The organism is Xylanibacillus composti (assembly GCF_018403685.1).
Classification (GTDB): domain Bacteria; phylum Bacillota; class Bacilli; order Paenibacillales; family K13; genus Xylanibacillus; species Xylanibacillus composti.
This window is the reverse complement of the sequence record NZ_BOVK01000024.1, coordinates 1-21,664: the sequence shown is the minus strand read 5'-3', so window position 1 is coordinate 21,664 and position 21,664 is coordinate 1. Positions and strand designations below refer to the sequence as shown.

The 21,664-nt window shown below is 52.5% G+C and carries 10 protein-coding genes; 4 read left to right on the top strand and 6 right to left on the bottom strand.

Going from position 1 to position 21,664, the window contains the following annotated elements:
- Positions 1 to 247 precede the first annotated feature (247 nt).
- On the top strand, positions 248 to 3,388 hold the full coding sequence (locus tag XYCOK13_RS09470) for an ATP-binding protein (protein ID WP_213411901.1): 3,141 nt from the start codon (positions 248 to 250) through the stop codon (positions 3,386 to 3,388).
- Between the two features lie 533 nt (positions 3,389 to 3,921).
- On the opposite strand, the gene XYCOK13_RS09465 is transcribed toward XYCOK13_RS09470, so the two are convergent.
- A complete protein-coding gene (locus XYCOK13_RS09465) occupies positions 3,922 to 5,910 on the bottom strand; it encodes a glycoside hydrolase family 127 protein (protein ID WP_373314372.1) in 1,989 nt (662 codons plus the stop codon).
- A gap of 140 nt (positions 5,911 to 6,050) precedes the next feature.
- Between XYCOK13_RS09465 and XYCOK13_RS09460 the strand changes: the two genes are divergently transcribed.
- Entirely contained in the window at positions 6,051 to 6,911 is an 861-nt protein-coding gene (locus XYCOK13_RS09460) for an AraC family transcriptional regulator (RefSeq protein WP_213411899.1), read from the top strand.
- A 758-nt stretch (positions 6,912 to 7,669) separates the two neighbouring features.
- Here XYCOK13_RS09460 and XYCOK13_RS09455 read toward each other — a convergent pair.
- The 5 genes from XYCOK13_RS09455 to XYCOK13_RS09435 form a co-directional block, all read right to left on the bottom strand.
- The gene (locus XYCOK13_RS09455) at positions 7,670 to 9,796 is read right to left on the bottom strand and encodes an S-layer homology domain-containing protein (protein WP_213411898.1); all 2,127 of its coding nucleotides are present in this window, start codon (positions 9,794 to 9,796) and stop codon (positions 7,670 to 7,672) included.
- Positions 9,797 to 9,807: 11 nt separating this feature from the next.
- Entirely contained in the window at positions 9,808 to 14,961 is a 5,154-nt protein-coding gene (locus XYCOK13_RS09450) for a 5'-nucleotidase C-terminal domain-containing protein (protein ID WP_213411897.1), read from the bottom strand.
- A 255-nt stretch (positions 14,962 to 15,216) separates the two neighbouring features.
- Complete coding sequence (araA, locus tag XYCOK13_RS09445; protein ID WP_213411896.1) at positions 15,217 to 16,641, bottom strand: L-arabinose isomerase; 1,425 nt, start codon at positions 16,639 to 16,641, stop codon at positions 15,217 to 15,219.
- 38 nt (positions 16,642 to 16,679) lie between these two features.
- The gene (locus XYCOK13_RS09440) at positions 16,680 to 17,375 is read right to left on the bottom strand and encodes an L-ribulose-5-phosphate 4-epimerase (RefSeq protein ID WP_213411895.1); all 696 of its coding nucleotides are present in this window, start codon (positions 17,373 to 17,375) and stop codon (positions 16,680 to 16,682) included.
- Between the two features lie 2 nt (positions 17,376 to 17,377).
- Positions 17,378 to 18,988: a xylulokinase gene (locus tag XYCOK13_RS09435; RefSeq protein ID WP_213411894.1), complete on the bottom strand. Its 1,611-nt coding sequence runs from the start codon at positions 18,986 to 18,988 to the stop codon at positions 17,378 to 17,380.
- Positions 18,989 to 19,300: 312 nt separating this feature from the next.
- On the opposite strand from XYCOK13_RS09435, the gene XYCOK13_RS09430 reads away from it, so the two are divergent.
- Complete coding sequence (locus XYCOK13_RS09430; protein ID WP_213411893.1) at positions 19,301 to 20,392, top strand: GntR family transcriptional regulator; 1,092 nt, start codon at positions 19,301 to 19,303, stop codon at positions 20,390 to 20,392.
- A 97-nt stretch (positions 20,393 to 20,489) separates the two neighbouring features.
- Positions 20,490 to 21,341 carry a DUF72 domain-containing protein gene (locus XYCOK13_RS09425; RefSeq protein WP_213411892.1) on the top strand — a complete coding sequence of 284 codons (852 nt, stop codon included), beginning with the start codon at positions 20,490 to 20,492 and terminating at the stop codon, positions 21,339 to 21,341.
- Positions 21,342 to 21,664 lie beyond the last annotated feature (323 nt).

Genomic DNA, 21,664 nt, shown 5'->3' with positions numbered 1-21,664 from the left:
CCGGGAAAGGGAATCGATGCCGTCGAGATCGCTCTTAACCCTTGTACTCGAAAAAGGGGAACCGTTGTGAAACACCCGGGCGCATGAGAAAATAGCTCCGCTGGTACATGATGGTTCCCACCAAAGGATAACCATGCTAAACTTAGCCTATCACTCTGATTTTCTCCGTCGAAACTATCGCGCTTCCGACAGAATAGATCTGGCTGGTGAAGCAGGCTGGTTCATTCACGATGTATGATGGTTTTGGGTGAAGCAGAAAGGAATGGGCTATTTGAAAAATAAAATGGTACTCCCCTTCATCATGATCGCCATCACCCTCTTGACAACGTACTACGTCCTTCATTCCTTTCGTGTATTCGACTCCCATGCATTCACGGCACAAGATGGGGTTCTTTCCTTGCAGCATTGGGATCAACAGAAGGATCGAGTTATTCCGCTAGATGGGGTATGGGATTTTTATCCGGATGAATTAATCGTGCCTAGCCCGGATGAAGATGTCTTTGAACAATATAGGGACAAGCGCCAATCCATTCCAGTCCCTTCAGCCTGGGATCGCTATAAACCGGATAGCGCAAGCCCTCATGGGGCGGGTACGTATCGCTTGCTTATTCACGTTCCGGAGGACGACCGTTACGGGGTAAAGCTCAATACGATTCGAAATGCCAATACCGTGTATATAAACGGGAAAGAGCTAGGCTCAGCTGGGGTTCCTTCAAAAAACACCGATGAATATCGCTTCGATTACAAAAAGTATGTCGTGCTGGAAAATAGTACAAATAAACAAATAGAGCTGGTTATCCTAGTTGCTAACCATGACTATGCGGTTGGCGGGATTGTCAGTTCGCTCCATTTCGGTCCAGCCGATCAAATATTAGCATTGCAAGGCCGTGAAAAATTTATTGAAGCCTTCCTCATTTCCGGCTATTTATTGTTTGCATGTATCTACTTTACGAGGTACCTGCAGCATAAACGGAGATTCCGGTATGAGCTATATTTTAGTCTATCCAGTTTGGCGCAAGCTATCCATATATCGACGATCAATGAAAGATGGATCTACTTACTGTTTCCGGAGGTCAGCCCAACCTCACAAGTAACGATACAAGCTATTTCACTTACACTTTTCGTATTGTTTTTCCTATTGTTTGTATATCATTTCTTCAACATGTCTGCCAGCAAAAGGATCGTCACAGCATTAAGTGCCATATTAGGATTTCAAGCCTTGGCAATAAGTGTGTTAAGCATAACGATTGATCTAGTAGCAAAGGTTTCATTTCCGCTCATACAACTCATTGTTTCAGGGACTATCGCTCTTGGTTATGTGTATATCTTTATTATGCTGTTAAAAGCCTACAAGCAAAAAACGGATGAGTCCAACTATGTGCTGATGGTTGTTTTTACTTTTGCCCTTTATGGCGCGCTGCTTGCAGTGGTCCTGCTATTTGAAGTGGATATCGAAATACCGTCGCTTCTTTTGTTTTTAACTATGGTGATGAACTTGGCGCTGTTAATGAGTCATCGTTCTCAACAAGCTTATAATGATATTGAGAAGCTGTCTGCTGAGTTGCTTGAATTCGACCGAATCAAGGATGAATTTCTAGTCAAGACATCGCATGAGCTCGGTACGCCGCTCCACAGTATTATGAATCTATCTCAATCGCTGCTGGAGGGGGTAGAGGGACCTTTAAAAAAGAAACAGCAAGAAAATGTGATTTTGATACATTCGGTCAGCAAAAGATTAGCTAGTTTGGTTAAGGATCTGCTATATATTTCAAAAATAAAGCAAGGCGAGGTGTTGATTACATCCAAACCTATCGAGATCCGAATTATTGAAGAAGTGCTCGATGAGGTTGCCTATCTCATGCCGCCCGCTCATCCTGTTCAATTGATCAATGCGATCCCAGAAAATTTGCCGCTTGTCTACACCGATGGGCAGAAGCTAAAGCAAGTTTTCTTCAATTTGATCTACAATGCAATTAAATTCACCAAGCAGGGGACCATCACGATTTCCGCTCAAATCATAGAGGAACAGATGCACATATCGATTGAGGATACGGGCCCGGGTATTGCTCCAGAGTACCAAGACCTCATATTTACAACTTTTTATCAAGTTGAAAGCAGTCGGATCAGGGAATCCGTAGGACTTGGGTTGGGGTTAAGCATTGCCAAAGAAATTGTGGAGGGTGCAGGCGGACGAATCTGGGTAACTTCTGAAATCGGCAAAGGCTCATGCTTTACCTTCACCATCCCATTGGCTACTCCACAACAGCTGTTAGAACATCAAGAACTCAACCATCATGAAATGAACAAGCAAATGACGCCTGATCCAAACAAAAATCGGAGGCTGCAGCAGTCTCAGGTTATCCTGCCTGCAAAAGTGAAGGGCTCGAAGCCATATACGATACTAGTTGTAGATGATGAGCCCGCCAACTTGAAGGTGCTGATTAATATGCTTCAATCGCTTCATTACAGCGTAATTGCAGTAGGCAGCGGGCAAGAGGCACTTGACGTCATCGCAAAGGAAAAGGTGGATCTATTAATTTTAGATTTGATGATGCCCCATATGACAGGATATGAGGTTTGCAAAACGATCAGACAGGAGTACGACTTAGTAGAACTGCCTGTTATCATATTAACTGCATCAGGACAATTGTCTGACTTAGTCGCATCCTTCCAATTCGGGGCCAATGATTATTTGCAAAAGCCTGTTAATTTGAAAGAATTAGAGGTTCGCGTCAATTCCTTGTTATTAATGAAAAAATCGGCGCAGGATGCGGTGGAGCATGAACTCAACTACTTTTACACCCAGATTAAACCGCATTTTTTATACAACACACTCAGCGCCATTATTCATCTAAGTTCGTCTGATCCGAACAAAGCCGGAACTGCATTAACCCATCTTTCTACCTATTTCCGCGGAAAGCTGAATTACCAGAAGCAGCGCTCACTCATCCCTCTGGAGGAAGAAATCGAATTAGTGAAAGCTTACCTGGCGATAGAACAAATGCGCTTCGAAGAAAGGCTTCATATCGAATATAACATTGACGAAACGATTCAAACCTATATCCCAGCCATGACACTGCAGCCGCTAGTTGAAAATGCCGTTCATCACGGGATATCCAACAGAAGAAATGGCGGAACGCTGCGTCTAACTATCGAGCGGGAGCAACCGTATATCAAGATCGTGATAGAGGATAACGGTGTCGGGATTCCTCCAGAAAAGCAGCAAGAGCTATTGCGTGGTCAAAATGAGCGCCTGGGCTTCACCAATCCATTTAAAAAGCTTTCCCTTGTTAAAGGAGCCCGTTTGCAAATGAACAGCGAGGTGGGTAAAGGAACAACCATCATCATTCATATGCTCGAGGTCCAGGACAACAGGGAAGCATTCTAATTCTGATGAATGACGTTCAACTCTTCCTGTCGATGCGCCCTGTCTAGAAAAGTGGTCAGTTTCTACATGGCTCCAAAAGCTTTCTTCAGATGGTTATGGGGATGAGCACTAAAGACTTCGGTGCTTATGCCGAATATAAATGTCTGGCCGAAGAGAGTCCCCTAGGAGGATTTCACGAAAGCGGACAAAGCTTATGATGTCGTATTTGATGCTGTAGGCAAACGCTCCTTCTCGGCATGCAAGCGTGTACTTACGGCCAAGGGAATTTATCTGACTACCGTACCCAAGCTGTGTACCGTTATACAGATGATGTGGACCAGCCTATTTAAAGGCAAACTCCTGCCGGATGCCCACAAATACGTAGACACCGAACGAAAAAAAGGGAATGTGATTATTACGTTCTAAGGTAGAACAGGGACATATCGCTCAAAACTTGCCGTTACTTCTGATGCGGTTCGCTTGCTCCAGCAAAGCAGACGGACGAAAGCGGCTGACGTCCGTCTGCATCTGGGAGCTCTACGAAGCCCTTGCTTCTATTCGTGGCAAGCGCGGATCCACACCGTCATTTCGCCCGGCGTCCGATTGCCCCACAGGTAATAAGGCACGGCCCTCAGCTTGACCGGCTCCTTCGGTTGCGATGGTGCGAAGGGCCGGTATGGCGTATCCGGGCTCCATGAGGCTTGTTCGTCGACACGACCCTCTGCTTCGATCACAACGGTTCCGCCAAGCAATCCGTCATCGTTATGCGCTTCCAGCTTTGTACTGGGTATAATCGACAAAGCCGAAAGCGGGCTGCCATTGTCCGCTTCCTCCAGGCAGTAGACAAGCGGTCCGCGTTCAATGGCGACTTTCCCTGCAGTGGCCCGTATCTTCGGATTGGCGGCAATGATTTGCGGCTCAAGACGAGGCTCCCATTCCACAACGTCCCCCTTCTCCCATTGCCTGCACACAGTCGCATACCCATGGACAACGTCATACGCCACAGCAACGCCATTCACTTTCATCGCGGCCTTTCCATAGCACCAGGACGGTATGCGCAATGCGAGCGAGAATGCATCGTCCGGCACTTCGGTCAGCTCCAACCGCACGTAACCTTCCCGAGGCAGACGCGATTGCTGCCGGAAAGCCACCCGGCCAGCGGCCAGCTCGAATTGCGCTTCGCCGCCGATGAACAGATGCGTGTAGATCTTGTTGCGATCAGCGGAAGCCGTATAGATGTATTGGTTCAAGGAGCTAAGCAGCCGCGCCACATTCGGCGGGCAGCAGGAGCATCCGAACCATTTCTGCCGTACCGCCTTTACGTGATGACGGCCGGGATTCTTCTCTGAAGCTTCCGGCCATACCTCCAAGGGGTTTACATAAAAGTAATGCTTGCCGTCCTGTGACATGCTGCCAATTACATTGTTGTAAAGCGCGCGTTCCATAACATCCGCATATTCGCTCTTCTCCTCCAACTGCAGCATGCGTTGGGCAAAGAAGATCAGTCCGATGGAAGCGCATGTCTCCGCATAGACCGTATCGTTCGGCAAGTCATAGTCGAAGGAGAACGCCTCTCCGTGATGCGTGGAGCCGATGCCTCCCGTAATGTACATTTGTCTTCTTGTCATGTTCTTCCACAATCGCCTGCATGCTTCAAGCAGCCCTTGATCGTTCGTGAGCAAGGCAAGATCGGCCATAGCCGTATACATGTACACCGCCCGGACGGAGTGTCCCACTGCGACATCCTGCTCGCGCACCGGCTTATGCGCCTGATTGTATGCCATCTGCTCAGGCGAAGGTATCGGCATCTTCCTCTTGGCCCAATGGCTGTACCCGTCCCTCTGCTTGCACTCCTCCACCAGGAAGTTCGGCGTCGCGCCGCGCTCGTCTATGAAGAACTGCGCCAGCTTCAGATAACGCTCTTCCCTTGTCACCTTATACAGCTTGACCAGCGCAAGCTCAATTTCCTGGTGTCCGTCGTATCCCCGCAGCTTGCCCGGCTCTCTGCCGAACACCGTGTCGATATAGTCGGCGAATTTGCACACCACATCCAGCAGCTTCCGTTTTCCTGTAGCTTCGTAATAAGCTGCTGCCGCTTCTATCATATGGCCTGCACAGTACAATTCGTGCGCTTCATGAAGATTCGTCCACTGCTTGCCCGGTTCCTGGATGGAGAAATACGTGTTGAGATACCCATTCTCATGCTGGGCGGCGGCAATCAACTCGATCACCTCGTCCGCGGTCCGCTCCAGCTCGGGATCGGGATGCGCTTCCAGCGAATATCCCACTGCCTCCAGCCACTTGGCCACATCGCTGTCTTGGAATACCATGCCTCCGAATTCTCCCTGCTCCCATCCGGCCGCAATGCGGAAGTTCCGAATCGCGTAGCTCGGTTCAGCATCCGGAATCCGGTCGTTCAGAGCCTCCCATTGATACGGAATCACCGTCTTCCGCACCAGCTCTGTATATCGGTCCCAAAATTCGTCCTTTATGCGTATGCGCGGTTTGCCCTGCGGCCCGTTTTTTGCGATTTCCACTGCAATCCCTCCTGAAAGCACTACTAGAATTATATGAAATTTGAATATGACTCTCATTCAGTTTATCCTTGTTATCAAAGGTAAACTACGAACGATTCCAACTTGTTTTTTATAATATTTAACACTTCGAGGAGGGCGGCAATCGCATGAGCGATCAGGGACTCATTCTGTTGGAGATTCCACCGGTTCCTTATTACATCACGACTGGACTGTCTGTCTTTCAACCCGGAGAACAGCATCCGAGCCGGCACAATTTGGGCGTATTCGACCTGCTGTGGGTGATAGAAGGCACGCTTTATATCGGCGAAGAGGATCAACAGTGGGAGGTGACGAGCGGACAGACGCTGCTGTTGCTGCCCGATCGCTATCATTATGCGGTGAGGCCCTGTGAGGCAGAAACCCGCTTCTACTGGAACCACTTTGATTTCAGAGGAAGGTGGCGCCAGACGGAGAAAATCGGCGGTCCCGTCCACCCTGTGCGAAATGCGTGGGAGAACCCTTATAAGGTCCGGCTTCGCCAATATGCCGCTCCGCCGGAATTCTCGCTTGCCGAACGGCATTTGCGGCAGCTGCTCTCTTATGCAAGCCAAATCCCCGGAGAAGCATACTGGAGGGAGCAGCAGCTTTTCATGGAACTGCTGCGCCTGCTGGAGGTAGGATATCGCGGTAGTCAGGACTCCCCCGCCCTGAAGCTCGCCGAGCAGACAGAAGCCTACCTGCGCCAGCATTACCAGGCTGATGTGACGAATGAAGTGCTTGCGGAGGTGCTTCATTTCCACCCGAATTATATTGTCCGGTGCATGAAAGAAATCTACCGCTGCACCCCGATGGAATATTTGCACGAGTATCGGTTGGAGCAAGCCAAGCTGCTGCTCATCAAGACGGAATGGCCGATCTCCCGAATTGCAGAGCATGTCGGTTTTCCATACACGCCGTACTTCTCCAGGTGCTTCAAACAGTACGCCGGCATCTCGCCATTGCGGTTCCGCAAGCAATTTGTGCCATAAGTATGATCACTGGCTTCAAGCCTGAGTCGAGTCCGAATGGTACTGACCGCGGGCACCGCTAGCGATTAGCATATGCGCATGTTCGGCACGCTGCGTTCGCATTGTTCCTCTCGACCGGATGCACCCTGACGTTCCTGCAGTGGTCGGCTTATGCTATGCGGATGCATGCTGAACAGAGGCGGCCCCAAAAGTCATGATAGGACTTGGGCCGCCTCTTCTTGTTAAACGGATGCATGGGCTTCTATTTGGTCAGGGTAGGGGATTCCGATCTCTTCCACTGCCGCTAACCCCATTGCCATCACTTTGTGCGTGACTTCCGTTGTAGAGTGACAGCGATTCGACGTATCTTTCATTAGCACCCGTTATGCGGATGAGAATGTCGATTCGAATAGCCGAAACTGCCGCTCCTTGTTTGTACGAAGTATCGTACAAATGTGCTGGCTATACTTTGCCGTTCCCTCTTCTTGTACGAAAAATCGTACAAATGTGCTAGCTGCACGCTACCGATCCCTCTCTTTGTACGAAATATCGTACAAATGTGCTGGCTATACTCTGCGGCCCACGGCATTTGTACGAAGTATCGTATAAGCAGCCGGTTTACCGCCATGTTGGACTGATTTTGTATGAAGATCCGCAAGTTTGGCGAATAGCCTTAGCATCAAACATTGAATTGATATGCTCACGATGGCTCTTGGAGCTTGGAAATCCCGAATATAGCTTTCGGGCAGCTCCTTCATGTTTGTAGAAAACGGCTGGCTCTAGTTCAATTGCGCAAGCAGGTTGTAGATCGCCTGCGCTGCTTCTGCACGAGTAGCGAACGCCCTGGGTGCAAACATGCGGGCGTCGGACCCGATCATCAGCCCCGCTTCGGCTGCCCGGTTCACATAAGGCACCGCCCATGCCGCGATCTCATCCTGATCCGCATATCCGGGAGAAGAGGCGGTTCCCTGTCCCCCTTTGGCATAGGCATACGCCCTTACGAGCATCGCTGCCATCTCCTCGCGCGTGATGTTCCCATGCGGCAGGAAGAGACCCTCCGCTTGACCGCTGACTATGCCTGCTTCATAAGCAGCCGCCACATCCCCGGCATACCAAGCAGAGCCGGGAACATCCCGGAACGGCTGAGAGTGGACAGCGGCCTTTAAGCCAAGCCCGCGGACCAATAATGCCGTGAATGACGCCCGGTTCACTGTCTGCTGCGGCGCGAACGTTGTGTCTGTCACACCGCTAATGACGTGCTTGGCCGCAAGCGCCTTAATTGTCGGGCTCGCCCAATGGTTCGCCGGAACGTCGGCAAATATCTTCTCATACTCTAGAACGGCGTACGTGCTGAAGTGGTACAGCTTCGCCACAATACGGCGAAGGTCCGCATCGATTTCCCCGCCGATATATTCCCACATGCCGATATCTTCATTCCGGTAATAGATGCCTAGCAAATTCTCGTCAGCATCTGCATCGTAGCTGAAGGCAACCTCAATCGGCTGGGAGAATGCGGACAGCCTTCTTGCAACGCCATCCTTCGTTGTAATCGCCAGGTCGAACTGCAGCACTTGACCCGCTATCTGCAGCCTCGTACCGCTTTGGCCGATCGGCATGGTTTCGTCCGCTTCCTCCCGCGCCCCTTCCGCGAACTGGAGGGAAATCGAGGCATCCTCGAATCCCTCATTGTCTGCGAGATGCAACAGCTCCGCCAACACTTCAGGCTGGATGATCATTGTCATCCGCCCGCTTTGCAGCCGCAGGCTGCTGCTGCCCAACAGCTCGGCAGCGTTAGCCGGCAGCAGCACCTCCTCCTTGCCAGCCGGAACCATGACCGTGACGAAACCGCTGTCCGGATCAGATGGCACGAGGCTGTCCGCATTCACTACATGCGTCCGCTGCATGCTGTCCTCATCATCGCCTTCCGTCTCCCGACCGGTATTGCTGTCTGCTTCCTGCGAACCTCCTCCACCGCCGCTGCTGCCGCTGTTGCCGCTATTGCCGGGGCGTCTTGTTCGCACATCTATACTTGCCGCTGCGGACACATTGCCGGCGTCATCCCTGGCTCTCACTAGATACAAATAGAGCGTATTGGTCTGCAGGCCTGTATCCGTAAAGGAAGTGTCGCTGACAAAGGCCGTCTTCATCAGCTTCTTGCCCCGCCATGCTTCGACTTCGTAGCCAGCTACCCCGACATTGTCTGTGGAGGCTTGCCAGTTCAAAGAAACGGTATTCCTCGTAGCCGTCGCCGTTACATTGGCGGGGGCCGATGGCGGCGTAGCGTCATGAACGGTTACCTCTGCAGCATCTGTCTTGCCGCCGTCCACCGTCGTTGCCGTGATGATCGCCGTTCCTGCTCCCTGTGCCGTCACCAAGCCGGATGGACTCACGACCGCCACCGCTTCGTCGGACGAGCTCCACTCCACCTGCTTGTTCGTCGCATCCGCAGGGCTTACAGTTGCAGTCAAGGAGGCAGACGTGACTTCCTCCGTATCCAGCGTCACTTGCTTGGGCGTCACGGAGACACCTGTCACCGCAACGCCTTCAACAGAGGTGGAATACGTGAACGTCGTAGTCGCTGGGCTGCTCACTCCGCTGCCCCCGGCCTTTACCATATACGTCCCGCTCCTGTTGTCATCCAGCGTGTATCGGAACGCATAACGGCCACCGCTGCCGCTCGTTGTCTGATCGATATAATCTATGCTGCCGGAAGGATGGGTCACCAGCACCGTCACCTGCTGCCCTGCTCCGCTGGAAATCGTGCCGGTAATTGTCACAGCCTTCGCGGCATTGTCTACCTCCGCGACAACCGATAAGCTCGGCTCGTCCGCACTTGCGAGAGGCGTCAGCAAGAATGACGTGATGAACAGGAAACTGGATAGTAGCAGAAACAATCGTTTTTTCATAGAATCCCCTCTCAGCCCGCTTCCGGGAACGCAACCGCTTCGGACAACGGCTGCATGCTATGGAAGCTGTCCCATACAAAGACTTTCACAACATGGCCCTCGACATTCTCCGGGAGGCTGAATCCGGCATTCAGCGTGACCGTGTCGCCTGCGCCGATCTGCTTATCCACGAAGGAAATGTTCCGCACACTGCCATTCGCATCATATAGCGCCGCGATCAAGGACGCCTGCTTGTCTTCACTCGTTCGATTCGTTATGGCCACGCCAGCCTTGACAAAGCCGTTCGGCGTCAACGCCGTTACCTCTTCGCCGGCGAAGTTCGTGAAGATCGGCGTGCCAACCACAAATCCAAAATCGGGTACTTCATGAACAGCTTTGAAATCCCTCATCATTCTGGGCTTCAACTCATAGTCTCCTCGATAAGGCGCCGCAATGCCTGTGATGTGAAGCAGGTCTCCCTCCGCGTATGCCGAAGTAAAGGAGTCGTGGGAGATGCCTGTGCGGCTATCGACATAAATTCTCGTCACATGGTCATCGCTGACCGCTTGGAAGCTAAAGTTGCCATACCCGTCCACGCCTGAAATATCCGCCACTCTCACATTGCGCAGCATGACCAGCTCATAGGCCAAGGTGTCATCCAACTCAATCACGATTTGCGGCAATGGCTCAACCTGGCCCTGTATGTCAAAGGCAGCGATGCCATTGAGCTGCAATGTCCCATTGTACGTGTCCTTCTTCGACTTCAGCTTCACTTGATCGCCGAGGCTCACTCCGGGATTCGCATACGTATATACTTGGATTGCGCCGGACGCATCCTCCAAGTAAAAGCTGTTGTTGGCGCCGAACGCGCCAGGGGGAATCGTGACGATGCCTTCCACCGTAACCTCCGTGCCGTCGGCAAGGAGCTTCGCATTCGCAATGCTGATCACCTCGCCAAATACGGGACCGCTGACCGCAACTTCGGAAATCCGGCCCTCAGCGGCATAAGCAATCGGTCCGTCAAAGCTCTTCACGAAGCGAACAAGCCCGTCCAGATCCTCTGGTCCCATGACCGGGTTTTGGCCCAGCTGTCCAATCGCTTTGTATTTATCCCCGGTTGAGGTGGCCATAAAATTATTGACTGCCAGCGTATAAGTCGCGTCCGGGTCAATCGCGCTGCCGTCTGGAAAGGTGATGTCCGCCACTTTGGCAGTGGAGCCGTCCCACGTATACTTGAATCCGCTGATGCTGAAGTCCGGCCCGTAATAGCTGGATAACTGGCCGTTGACGATCTCCCTCAGTTCACTGCCTGTTACCTCAAGCTTCATCAGTACATTATTAAAAGGCAAAATATTATACAGCTCGCCATACGTTATGTCTCCGGCATTCAGACGATCGCGGATGCCGCCGCCGTTCATCATGGCAAAATCGCTGTCCATTGCCCATTTCATGCTGTCCGCAATCAGATTGCCCAGCGCATTGTCGCCGATCTCGCCTTTGACGCCGTAGCCGCCCTCCATCTCATGCGCGGCTACGCCCACCACTTCGTTCAGCAGCGGAGCGACCAGCTCTTCATAATAGTCCAGGATTCCCCTGACTTCCGAATCTGGCTCTATCTGCGCGTTGTCCACCCAGATAATGTCGGCGCTCTTCTCCACAATATCACCTGTGGTCGGGTCAATCGCCAACTGTACGTGACTGAGCGCCTTGCCATATTCCGATGCTTGTACAATGAGCGTATCGCCAACCAGTCCATTCACGATGGCATGATTGTGCGCAGCGAAGATCACATCGACGTCCGCATCAATCTGACCGACGTAGGCAGCAGATTCGCCAGTAATGTTCCCGCGCTCGTCTTGTTCCGCTGCGCTGTGCGCCAGCACAATAATCGCATGAATGCCCTGAGCCTGCAGCTCGCCCACCGCATCGTTAATGGCATCTACCGGGTCCGTAAATACAATGTCCTGAATGCCTGCAGGCATGACCATATCCGCGGCCCCTTCGGTAACAACCCCGATGAAGCCAATTTGCTGCCCTGCCGCTTCCACAATCTCATAGGCAGGCAGAATGGTCTCCCCTGCGCGGTCTCCGGATTTCCAGACAACGTTCGCGGCCAGCTGCGCAAAATCCATGCCCGCATACTCGCGATATACGTCATCGCCCGGATAATCGCCGCCGTTCACCATTCGCATCAATTCCGTGACACCTCTATCAAATTCGTGGTTGCCGACTGTATTCACGTCCATGTCCAAGGCGTTCAAGATTTCAACTGTCGGCTCATCCTGGAACAGTGCGGATACCGGGGAGCTTCCGCCAATCAGGTCGCCTACGCCAACGAATAAGGTATCCGGGTTAGCGGCTTGCACCTCCCGAACATAGGCCGCCCAGTACTCCGCTCCGCCATAGGTGCCATCCACCAAGCCGTCGCCGTTAATATCCAATTCATAGCGCTGATCGATCTTGCCGTGAAGATCGTTGAGGCCGATCAGATCCACTTCGATCCAGTCCGAACCATAGTCGGAGAATGCAATATCATCCGCTGAACGGGGCTTCAGCTGATACGTCCCGTTATAGATGCTGGCAACACCGGCAAGATCCAACACGTCGCCTTCGGTGTATTGAGCCGTAAAGGTATCGTAGTTCACCCCCGTGCGGTTATCGATGCGGACGAGCGTGCTGACGTCCCCCTTCACCGCCCGGAGCTCAAGCGTGCCATAGCTGTCTGCTCTCACAATATTCGTAATCGTGACAGCTTCCAGCTTTACAACCTGCCCCTGGTTGCTGTCGTCTACCGTATCCACCACCTTCGGTGCCGGCAGCGTGCCAGTGCCAAGTACGGTGATTTCGGACACATTGGCCAATTCCAGCTCCGTATTGTACAGCGTCACTTCCCCTGTCACCTGTACGCGCTGACCGGGCTGGTAGCCGTTCGAGGTCTGGTAAATATAAATGCCGCCTGTCTCATCCTGCAGGTAGAATGCTTGTCCGCCCCAGGAGCCCGGCTTCGAGGTAATGGTCCCTTCTACAGTCAGCGTGGTACGGACCGGGTATTGTCTTGCCTCTCCGATCGATGTCACACCTGGAATGACGACCGGCCCCGGCGCTTCTTTACCCGAACCATAGGAGCCTGGCGCGAAGGTAGTCGGATCATGCCACTTGTATCCGGCCGGCGGGGTTGTCCATGGCTCCGTTTGCGGCTCAGTCGAGTCCGCAGGATTCTCAAAATCCAGCAACGGCGTAACAGGGCTTAATTCGACCAGCCCTTCGAAGCTTGTATAGTCTTCTTGAATGGCCAGCCATTTCACGGTCTGGAGCAAAAATTCGCTGTTGTCTCCTTCTTCCAGAAATCCGTCATAGGTCGTCTTGGTGGCGCCGCTGTCCTCGCGCAGATACTTCGGCGAGGCGTCCTCCACCGGTGAGGAATCGCCGATGAACGCAGCTTTCCCCGCGCCTACCTTGGCTATAGCCGCAAAGGGCCCTTCGTCAATGCCCCCGCCGTTATAAACCCCTTGATCCACCGCAGGTCCCCATGCAGGCGGGTTCTCCGGCACATACACAAGCCCCTTCGCAATCGTCGGGTCCAGGATCGCCAGCGTACCGCCGGCATGCATCTCAACTGTTCTTACACCTTCCGTTATGCCGAACGAATCACCCGGCGGCACCACAATATGTCCGCTTTCAATTGTGCCCAGCGCATTGTAGCGGAACCGAATGCCGAAGTGCGTCCCCAGCCAATCCGTACTGGTCACATCCTGCATAGCTCCAGAGCTCGCCTCTTCTGCAGACATGCCTTTCGTCGGATTTCCGTATGCGCCGCGGCGATAACCATTGAAGACCTCGGTGGAATCCCAACGATTATAGTTGCGGTCCGCATTATAGTGGTCGCCGATGAAGAAGATGCTTCCCCCGCCCTGCACATAAGCAAGCATGGCATCTTGTTCAGACGTCTTAAACGGAATATTCGCTTCACCGAGAATGAATACGTCATATTCTTGCAGCTTCTCCAGCGTGATGGCTTGTTCGCTGAAATCGAACGGATAGTCGCGCTCCAGCTGATCCACGGTGAAGCCTTCCGCTCTCAGCCCATCCGCGAAATCAGAAAATCCGCCGTCGATAATCCAGTCCGACGCACCCGCGGTTTGGCCGTGCGTATTGGCGAATAATACCTTCTTGCCGGTCCCGTCTGCCAATGCCGGAATGATATCGTTCACACCGGTTGGCTTGATTTCCAGACCGCCGCCATAAGGAATGACCACGCCAGTGATGTTTACGACAAGACCGTTGCGGACAGCATCCTTGGTCAGGCCTGTCCGATTGTCTACATAGATGAGGATTCGACCGTCGCTGCCATTCGCATAGAAGGAATACGACCCATACGCGCCGACATCCGCAATGTCGCTGACCGTTACCCCGGCAAGCTTTACCAGCTGGCCGTATACGTTGCCCGTTACCGTTGCCGGAGTCAATGCGATAGGTGCCGGGACTGCATCCGCACCCGTTATGACTATGGTCGGATTGATGATTTCCACTTCATTCGCATAGGTCGTCTTGGTACCGGTGACCTTGACCGCATCGCCCGGTTTCAGATCTATCTGATCCTGGTATAGCAGAATGCCCGCCGTATCGTCTTGCACGTACACGCTCTTCTTGCCATAGACGCCGGATGGCGTGGTCACGACCCCTCTGATTACGACCGTTTCCCCGTCGGCGGCTGCCCGCGCATCAGCAATTGAGACGACGTCGGGGTCTGTCTCTTCTACAACCCATGCCATCGCGGTTGGGCTTCTGAGTCCAGGGAAGTTGTTGTAGAGCTGGAAGCTTCCCGACACTCGAACCTTCTTCCCGATTAGATCGGGATTCGTCTGAAGCCCGAACTCGGCTCTGTACCCAGCTGTAACCTGGACATCCAACACCTTGGTCAAATCCCGCTCACTCGCAGAATCGGCAATCAAGAAGTTGAAATCATTGGCGAATGGCGGGGTAAACTTGGCGGTGCGAGAGCCGGTAGCATGTCCGACAATATACCCTTCTACTGTACCGCTGCCGCTATTATTGGCGATGGCCTCGGCTACCGTCATCGCTCCATTCGCAGCAGACGCCTGATTCGGCATCAGCGTGAAGAAATTCGTGAATAAGAGCATGCTGCTTAAGAATAGAGCCAGCCACTTTCTGTTGATCGATCTCATTGCATCATATCCCTCCTATACTTTTCTCACTTTCTCCCAAAGTATAGCTGAGAGAGGTTTAGGAAGCTTTTGCGCTATGTAAAATCGGATTGAAAGTTTTGTAAATAGCAGGAATCTGATCCTAGTTCTCCCTACCCATTTCATAAAAAATCCCCCTGCAGAAGAGAGTTACTCTTACCGCAAGGGGTTCTGTTCGACTATTTATACATGCATCCAGGCACATACTATTGCATTGGCAGCTATGATGGTTCCCGACTACTTTATAACGACGTACTCCAAGTCAACCAGCTTCGCGTAGGTGACGATCTGATCTGTCGTCAGGTTCAAGGAAACGACCGTATGGTGTCCGCCGCCGTTCTCGATCCAGGCTTTGACCCCGTCCTGGAAATTCGGCTTCACCTTCCACAGAACGCGAGCCACGGGAAGCTTCGGAGCTGGAACCGTCGGTTCGAACGCGGTAATCTCGTTGATCAGCAGCTTGTAGTGCGTCCCGAAGTCCGCCATGGATACGACGACGCCCTCGCCGGCCTTGCCGTCGAATACGAGACGCGCCGGATCTTCACGGTCACCGATTCCGAGAGGAGATACGACGATTCTCGGCTTTGTGCTTGCCAAGCTCGGGTCCACTTCAAGCATATGGGATTGCAGAATAGACTCCTGACCGGCAGCCAACTCGTACGTGTAATCTTCCATAAAGCCCGTGTTTTGGTTACGGCTCATGACCTTCAACAACCGATCAAGCGCAGCAGTCTTCCAATCGCCCTCTCCGGCAAATCCGTACCCTTGCGCCATCAGGCGCTGCACGGCAAGACCCGGAAGCTGCCTCATGCCGTGCAGATCTTCGAAGTTCGAGGTGAACGCATTGTATCCTCTCTCGTCCAAGAAACGTTTAAGCGCGATCTCATAGCTGGCTTGGATTCTAACGCTGGCTTCCCAATCTTCCTTGCTGTAATTCCCGTAATCGAAGTCGTAGAGCTCTGCATATTCACCCATCAGCTCATCGATTTCCTTCTCCGTCACCGCATTCACGTACTGGACAAGATCGCCGATTCCGTAATAGTCTACGGTCCATCCGAATTGAATCTGCGCCTCAACCTTGTCCCCTTCGGTTACGCCAACATGGCGCATATTATCGCCGAACCGAGCGACTTTGATGTTGAAGCTTTCGTCATAGGCAACCGCCACGTCCATCCAATCCGCAATCTGCTGCTGCACCTCCGGACGCTTCCAGTATCCGACGACGATCTTGTTTTGCTTGTTCAGGCGGGCATTGATGAATCCGTATTCGCGATCTCCGTGCGCGGCCTGGTTCAGATTCATGAAGTCCATGTCGATCGTTGCCCAAGGAATGCTTTCATTGAACTGCGTAGCCAAGTGAAGCAGCGGCTTCTGCAACAATTTGGTCCCGCGAATCCACATCTTCGCAGGCGAGAACGTATGCATCCAGGTGATGACACCCGCTACCTCGTCGCGATAGTTGACCTCTTTCATAATACTGGTGATGGTATCCGCACTGACGGCCAGATCCTGCAGAACAAGCGGATATGGCAGCACACCGCTGTTATTTAAGGCATCCGTCATCGTCTGTGCGTTCGCCCTGACTTCTGCAAGCGCTTCTTCCCCATACAGATGCTGCGAACCGACGACGAACCAAAACTGTTTCGTTGCTGCTTTAGACATCTTGATCATCCTCTTTTCTGTAAAAGTGTCGTTACCCCTTACTTCTGCCCGTAGTAGGCATCTTTCCCGTGCTTGCGAAGATAGTGTTTATCCAGGATGCCTTGCGGCAATTCCTTGGCGAAATGGTTCAACTGACGCGCGTATAGATTCGTCATACAAACCTCTTCCAGCACAACGCTGTTGACGACAGCCGACTTCACATCCTTGCCCCAGGTGAAAGGCGCGTGCCCTTGGAGCAGGACGGCCGGAATCGCCATGACATCCAAGCCCCGCTCCTCGAATGTCTCGATGATGACGCGGCCTGTTTCGTATTCGTATCCCCGGTCGATCTCCTCTTGCTTCAGGAATCGGGCGCAGGGAACGGCACCATAGAAGGTGTCGGCGTGCGTCGTTCCCATAACGGGCACATCAAGACCGGCTTGCGCCCAGATGGTTGCCCAGGTAGAGTGCGTATGCACAATACCGCCGATTTGCGGAAAATGCTTATACAGAACAGCGTGCGTGGCGGTGTCGGAGGAAGGTCTCAACTCGCCCTCTACGACATGACCGTCGAGATCGACGACCACCATATCGCTCGGTTTCATCGCTTCATAACTGACTCCGCTCGGCTTGATGACGATAAGGCCGCTCTCCCGATCGATACCGCTTGCATTGCCCCATGTGAATTTGACAAGTCCTTGCTTGGGCAATTCCAAATTGGCCTCATACACTTCTTCTTTCAGTCGCTCTAACACGGCTATGCCCTCCCGTTCTCTAGCAAATGCTCTACAGCTGCCCGTTCGATTGCCAGTCCTGCCCGATAACGCTCGATGAATGCTTCAAATCCTTGTACATCCGCCCTGTCCGGAGACAGCTTCTCACCCTCAACAGCTTGGAATACCTTCTGTTCGAGGAAGTCCTCCAAGCTTTCCCCTTGATCTTGGTTGGTCATGTAAGCGGCCAAAAGCGCCATCCCCCATGCCCCGCCTTCTCCTGCCGTAGACATGACCGACACCGGTACGTTCAGCGCAGCGGCCAGCATTTTCTGCCCGACAACAGGCGTCTTGAAGAGACCTCCATGAGCCAATATGCTGTCTATCGCCACCTGTTCGTTCTCGGTCAATATGTCCATGCCGATCTTCAGCGCTCCGAATGCTGTGAATAAGTGCGTGCGCATGAAGTTCGCCAGATTGAACTTGCTTTCAGGCGAGCGAACGAATAACGGCCGGCCTTGCTCGAGCCCTGTAATATTCTCTCCCGAGAGATAGCCGTAGCTGAGCAATCCCCCGCCATCCGGATCGGCTTCAAGCGCTTTATTCAGCAGCACGCTGAACAGCTTGCCGGAATCCGCACCGAAGCCCATCGCCTCGGAAAACTCGCGGAACAAGTCCATCCATGCGTTCAAATCGCTGGAGCAGTTGTTGGCATGCACCATCGCGACCGGACTGCCGCTTGGCGTTGTGACCATGTCGATCTCCGGATACACTTTGGATAATTCCTTCTCCAGAACAATCATCGCAAAGACGGAAGTGCCGACGGAGATGTTGCCGGTGCGCTTCCTCACGCTATTCGTCGCCACCATCCCCGTTCCGGCATCGCCTTCAGGCGGGCAGAGCGGAATGCCGGGCGCAAGATCCCGATCCGGATCCAGAATGCCGACCCCCGATTCTGTCAATACACCGGCTTGCTGACCGGAGAGATACACGCTCGGCAAAATATCCTCAAGCTTCCACGGATAGCCCTTCTCTGCGATAAGCGCATCGAATTGCTGGATCATCGATGGATGGTAGTTATGGGTTGCTTCATCAATCGGGAATATGCCTGATGCATCTCCGACGCCAATCGCTTTGTTGCCGGTCAGCAGCCAATGTACGTATCCGGCAAGCGTCGTCACGTAATCAATGCGCGGCACATGCTCTTCTTCATTCAATATAGCCTGGTACAAATGGGCGATGCTCCAACGCTCGGGAATATTGAACCCGAATAATTCCGTCAGCTTCCTTGCAGCGGCGCCTGTTGTTGCGTTGCGCCAAGTCCGAAACGGCACGAGCAGTTCACCCTTGCTGTCAAAGGCCATGTACCCGTGCATCATCGCGGAGAATCCAATCGAACCGATGGTGCGGAGGGTGACGCCGTATCTCTTGTTCACTTCCCGCTTCATTTCACGATAAGCAGACTGAAGGCCCGTTATCATATCCGCTTGATCGTATGTCCAATATCCACCCTTTAACTGATTTTCCCACTCGTAGCTCCCGGATGCGATTGTCTGGAAGTGACGATCGATCAGCACCGCTTTAATCCGAGTAGATCCCAATTCGATGCCTAGGGAAGTGTCTCCATTGATTATCGCTTCTTTCCATTGATTCATGAGCACGCGAGTCCCCTTTCTGTACGCGGTTAGGAGCAATCCTCCAACGCGAGAATTGCAAATCGAAGAAGGCTCTTTCACTACCCTTAGTTTATTTTCCTGTACGTACATTTGTCAATCAATATTGGTAGTTATACATACATGGAATACAGGAACGATTTCTTGTTTACCATCGGGCGTTCTTCTGGTCAATCCATACTCGCTGAGTTGTCGTTTTTCGACATTACTTGACACTGCATTTTCAAAATATGAAATTCATGCTAGTATATGTACGTACAACTTTTTGAAGTATGAATGAAAGAAGTGGACCGTGTGAAGCCAAAGTACCAGATCATCATTGATGATATCAAGAGTCATATCTTGTCGGGGACATACAAAGCAGGCGAGCAGATCCCTTCGGAGGCCGCTCTGCAGCATATGTATAAGGTGAGCCGGCAGACTGTCCGCAAAGCGATATTAGCGTTATCGCAAGAGGGATTTCTTAGAAGCGAGAAAGGGTCGGGCACGTATGTCAGCAACCAGTACAGGTTGAGATCGAATGGAAAAACGACGAATAAAACGATCGGCGTCATCACGACTTATATCTCGGACTACATCTTCCCTTCGATCATCCGCGGCATTGAAAGCCGGTTGAACGAAGACAGCTATTCCTTGCTGTTGGCGAGTACGAATAATGATGTCACACAAGAGAAAAAAGCGTTGGAGACGATGCTGTCCAATGGTGTGGACGGACTGATTGTCGAGCCTACCAGGAGCAACGTATACAATCCCAATATCGCTTACTACTTGATGTTTCAAGAGCAAGAGACCCCTCTCGTCATGATCAATGCCTTTTATGAAGAGCTGGAGGTTCCTTTCTTCTGTTTGGATGATGTGCAGTCCAGCTATCTCGCGACAAATGAACTAATCGCCAAAGGGCATACGCGGATCGGCATAATAGCCAAGATGGATGACTTGCAAGGGAAATATCGCATGAAAGGGTTCATCAAGGCGCTTGGAGAAGCCAAGTTGCCGTTCGATCCTGGACATGTGTTATCTTTCGATACGACGACGAAGCCGGATTTGTCAACGAACCTGGAGAAGTTTCTCAGCGACCATTTGCACGAATTGACCGCCCTGGTGTGTTACAACGACGAGGTCGGGTTGGAAGTCGTGCATGTGTGCAGAAGACTGGGGATCTCCATTCCAGGGGAGCTGTCCATTGTCGGTCAGGACAATTCGTATATCGCCAAGAATGCGAATATTCAACTCACTACGCTTACCCACCCGCAGGAACAGATGGGACGAGACGCAGCAGACTGGATTATCCGGCGTCTGCAAGGCAAAAAAGATCTGCCCGCGAGCACATACTATGAACCTGTACTCATAGAAGGGGAAACCATACGAGCAATCGAAGCGGAATAACGTTGTCCGTGCGTCACGACCAACGAGATCGGCCGCAATGCTGAGATGGAGAAGTTAAACACGTGTATGCCGAAAGGCGTGGCAAGGAGGGGTTCGCTTGATTCTGATCGGACTCGCTGGTTGGGGGGATCATGACGATCTGTACCCGGACGGGACCCCTGCCGGCGATAAGCTCAAAGTGTACAGCCGCCACTTCCCGGTTGTGGAGGTAGACAGCTCGTTCTATGCGGTGCAGCCGGAACGGAATATCGCCAAATGGTTGAGGGACACCCCCGGCCATTTCAGTTTCGTGTTCAAGGCGTACCAGGGTATGACGGGGCATGCCAGAGGCAAGCTCCCGTACGCTACCGCGGATGAGATGTTCGACAGCTTTCATCTTTCGATCGGACCGGTTCACCGGGCCGGGCGGCTGAAGGCGGTGTTGTTCCAGTATCCGCCCTGGTTCGACTGCTGCAAAAAACACGTCGAGCTATTGAAGCGGACGAGGGAAAGGATGGGCGATGTGCCTGTGGCGCTCGAATTTCGCCACCAATCCTGGTTTCGCCCAGCGTACATCGAGAAGACGCTTGCCTTCATGGAGCGTGAAGGATGGATTCACAGCATATGCGATGAGCCTCAGGCGGGAGAAGGCTCTGTACCGACTGTTGAACGAGTCACTTCGCATACGCGGACGATCGTACGCTTTCACGGTCGCAATGCGGAGGGATGGAACCGCCAAGGGAAGCGCGACGAATGGCGAGCCGTTCGCTATCTGTACCGCTATAGCGAGGCTGAGCTGGAGGAATGGAAAGCGCGGCTCATCCGACTTGAGAAGCAGTGCGAGGAGATTTGCGTGCTGTTCAACAACAATTCGGGCGGAGATGCGGCCAGCAACGCGAAACAATTGCAGCAGATGCTGGGACAAGAGCCGGAGCCTCTGCCGCCGAGTCAGATCGAGTTGGATAGTTAACAGGAAGCAGACAGTTCCATTTGCGTACCATACTGGACGGATTTGCGTGGCATATCGTTGCTTCTTGCTGCCCAATATCTGCGGAAATATCGGACGGTGCCAGAGCAGGAAAAGTAGCGGATAGGAGCAGAAAGGATGACCGGACCAGCCGGTTCAAGCTGCTGCGGTCATCCATGTCCATCAAAGCGAAAAAAAAAACGTTCTTTCGATTTTCTAACGGCCGCCGATGTCCATTAGAGGCCAAAAAGCGTTGATTTGACTTGTCCATTCTGCGCTAACGGTCATCCGTATCCGTTATAATGCCAATCAACGCCTCATCTGCC

What these genes read in the sequence shown, in the direction of transcription:
- XYCOK13_RS09455 (WP_213411898.1), bottom strand. Translation starts at nt 9,796, where the DNA reads ATGAAAAAACGATTGTTTCTGCTACTATCCAGTTTCCTGTTCATCACG.
- XYCOK13_RS09450 (WP_213411897.1), bottom strand. Translation starts at nt 14,961, where the DNA reads ATGAGATCGATCAACAGAAAGTGGCTGGCTCTATTCTTAAGCAGCATG.
- XYCOK13_RS09435 (WP_213411894.1), bottom strand. Translation starts at nt 18,988, where the DNA reads ATGAATCAATGGAAAGAAGCGATAATCAATGGAGACACTTCCCTAGGC.
- araA (WP_213411896.1), bottom strand. Translation starts at nt 16,641, where the DNA reads ATGTCTAAAGCAGCAACGAAACAGTTTTGGTTCGTCGTCGGTTCGCAG.
- XYCOK13_RS09460 (WP_213411899.1), top strand. Translation starts at nt 6,051, where the DNA reads ATGAGCGATCAGGGACTCATTCTGTTGGAGATTCCACCGGTTCCTTAT.